Origin of the sequence: Enterococcus sp., assembly GCF_022711995.1 — a bacterium.
Classification (GTDB): Bacteria; Bacillota; Bacilli; order Lactobacillales; family Enterococcaceae; genus Enterococcus_D.
The window spans coordinates 1-2,686 of sequence record NZ_JALAHI010000064.1 but is presented as its reverse complement, the minus strand read 5'-3'; the positions used below and the strand labels follow the sequence as shown (position 1 = coordinate 2,686).

Here is a 2,686-nt window from a genome sequence, read left to right as displayed (position 1 = left end):
GATCATTTTGACTTGGACCCCCGCCTGATTCATTTCCTGCAAAGAAGCAATCACTTCTGCTCATGGGGGATCAATGATTCCGGCAATTCCCAAAAGCTGCACCCCTTCGTCGAAGACCCATTCCGCAATCGAATCGATAACTTGATTGTCTGCCAAAACACGATAGCCTACCGCAACGACCCGCTTTCCTTCAGTGGATAGTCTTTCAACCTTAGCGGCCCAGCTTTCTTCATCAAAGTTTCGATCATGCGCTTTTGCCATGACAAACAGCTTATCTGGTGAACCTTTGACAAACACGATTCGCTTGCCTGCCTGATTTTGCACCAATTTCGCCATGTAGCGATAATCGGAATCAAAGGGCAGCATATCGATTTCCTGATAGTCAGGGGTGTTCGGGTACGCAAATTTTTTATAGTAAAGGGTCAAGAAAGAGCCATCCGTTGGTTCGCCGTTGATTCGCCAATGGTTCTCTTCTTCCACTAGCACAGTGTCATTGGCTTCAAATCCCGCTTCTAAGAATAAAGTGAGTTCTCGCTCATCCGTTTCGGAAACTGGAGAAACAGGAAAAATCGCGCCATTTGGCTGATAGCCGTCACCAGTGACTTGGTATTGCTGGTTTGCTAAAACAATGTCCTTAATGGTCATCTCGTTTTTCGTCAACGTTCCTGTCTTATCCGTTGCGATCACATCGACCGACCCCAATGTTTCGACAGCTGGCAGTGTTTTGATAATGGTCTGTTTATTTTTTGCCATCTCGCTGACACCCATTGCTAGAACAACGGAAGTCGTTGCCGGTAAGCCTTCGGGAATCGAACCTACGATCATCGTCACGACAGCTAAAGACAGCACAGATAAAGCATAGGTTTCTAGAAATAAACTGATCACAAACAAAGCAATAGCGACACCCATGATCACATAGGTAATGCCTTTTCCTAGTCCGTCTATTTCTTTCATCAAAGGTGTTTTACGTTCTTCTGTACTATTTACTTCAAAAGAGATTTTCCCAATCTCCGTTGCTTCCCCGGTGGCAATTACAATCCCTTTCCCACTACCAGAGGTGACCGATGTCGAGGCAAAGGCAATGTTGCGCTGCTCTGCTAACGCAATGGTATCTTCCAGCAATGGCGCATTGGTCTTCTCAACTGAATCAGGTTCTCCTGTTAAAGGTGACTCTTGGATACGTAAATTATCGGCTTCGATGATCCGTAAATCTGCTGGAACATTGTCGCCAGCTTCCAAAAAGACCACATCTCCGGGAACCACTTCTGCTGCCGGAATATCCTGCCGCGTTCCTTCCCGATAGACAGTTGCCTGCGTAGTCAGCATTTCCTTAATGTGTTCCAATGCATCTGAGGCATTGGCTTCTTGATAATAGCCAATCAATGCATTGACGAGGATAACGGTTCCGATAATGAGTGCATCTGAAAGATGCCCCATGAATAGCGTCAATAGCGCGGAAAAGATCAAAATATAAATGATCAGATTATTGAACTGACGCAACAACAACCGCCATTTAGGTGTCTTTTTAGAAACTAGCTGATTGAGGCCAACTTCTGCTAAACGTTGTGCCGCTTGCTGTTTAGATAATCCTTCTGTATCCTGAAGTCCGTATTTTTCCATTGTTTCTTCAACTGTAAGTTGATAAATTTTCTTTAACTGCATATTTTCCCTTCCTTTTTAATCGAGTTTTTTTCCAACACAAATAAGCCCTTGGTTTAGTGAGACTAAACAAAGCACTGCGTCTTGGTCCTATTCAATTAAAAAGTAAGGTAAACCAAAATAGATTTTCTGCTCACCGTCACTCGAATCATTAGACATTCTTTTACCACCCCCCTTAAATTAAGATCAATCATAGCGTATTCATTTTTTATAGTCAAGTCTGTTCTCTCCACTTATTTTACAGACCTGTCAAGAAAGGGCCATAACAATACGCAATGGATTGCTTTCACCTACGATCGCCAATCCACTGCTTGATCTACTCGCGTCAAAGAGGAAAGATTAAAAGATACTGCGGTCCTTTGGGTCCCATTCTTTCGTTGCCGCTTTCTATAAATCCTACCGACTGATACAGTTTTTTTGCTGCACTATTTTTTTTATTGACTGCTAAAACAATCTGCTTGGTCTCTGGGAAATGTTTGTTTACAAAGTCTGGCAATAAGCGTAATGCTGCTCTCCCATATCCCTTCCTTAGATGTCTTGCATCAGTGGAAAAGCTTCGCAGCAAAAGAGCATTCTTTTCATCCGTAAAGTTTGCTTTTTGAGGGCCTTCATCCAAAACAAAAAAAGTGACCAGCCTCTGATTGGAAAAAGCTAAGATTGAATGATGGTTCGGGTCATCTTGTGAGATACACACATTTTCTTGCGGCGTCCCTGTGAAATAGGTCATTTCATCTGTTAGAAAATAATTGGCAATATCTGCTTGGTATTTTTCTTGGTATTCCTTTAATTCCATCTTTAGAGACACCCCCTTCTGTTTACCAGTGAAAAACGAGTCAAACAAGCTATTTGCAAATCATTTTATCAAGGATTGCTCGAAATGACGAATAAACATACTAAGATTAGAGGGTAGAGTCAGTGACGGCTGATTCTACCCTCTATTTTTCTTTTTGGATTATAGTGAGAAGTGAGAGAAAGCTCGAACATAGTTCCATGAGCGTAGTATAAGCCCGCAGTAAAAACCGAGCTT

1 protein-coding gene and 1 pseudogene are annotated in these 2,686 nt (G+C 42.5%); both read right to left on the bottom strand.

Annotated elements, in window-relative coordinates; all coding sequences use genetic code 11:
- Positions 1-1,662, bottom strand: a pseudogene (locus Q0A12_RS06400) (HAD-IC family P-type ATPase); the annotation flags it as partial.
- A gap of 322 nt (positions 1,663-1,984) precedes the next feature.
- A complete protein-coding gene (locus tag Q0A12_RS06395; protein ID WP_291291830.1) occupies positions 1,985-2,452 on the bottom strand; it encodes a GNAT family N-acetyltransferase in 468 nt (155 codons plus the stop codon).
- Between the last annotated feature and the right edge of the window lie 234 nt (positions 2,453-2,686).